Here is a 272-nt window from a genome sequence, read left to right on the forward strand (position 1 = left end):
GCACCTCCTCCACCGGTACCCAGGAGCACTACTTCACCATCGAACTGGAAGACGCCGTGATCGTCGACGTGCAGTCGCGCATGCCGAACTGCCAGGACCCGAACATGTCTCACTTCACCCACCTGGAAGACGTCTACTTCACCTACCGCAAGATTGTCTGGACCCACGAAGTGTCCGGCACTTCCGGTTCCGACGACTGGCGTTCGCCGATCTCCGCCTAAGCCGCGGAGCCACGGGGAAAGGGGCATTTTGCCCCCTGCGTCACGGCACGC

1 protein-coding gene is annotated in these 272 nt (G+C 62.1%); it reads left to right on the forward strand.

What is annotated here, in order from left to right; all coding sequences use genetic code 11:
- A partial coding sequence (gene tssD / locus AYB31_RS11785; protein WP_153020708.1) for a type VI secretion system tube protein TssD occupies positions 1 to 221 on the forward strand: 221 nt, incomplete at its 5' end.
- Between the last annotated feature and the right edge of the window lie 51 nt (positions 222 to 272).

Source organism: Pseudomonas sp. BMS12 (genome assembly GCF_001592875.1).
GTDB lineage: Bacteria > Pseudomonadota > Gammaproteobacteria > Pseudomonadales > Pseudomonadaceae > Aquipseudomonas.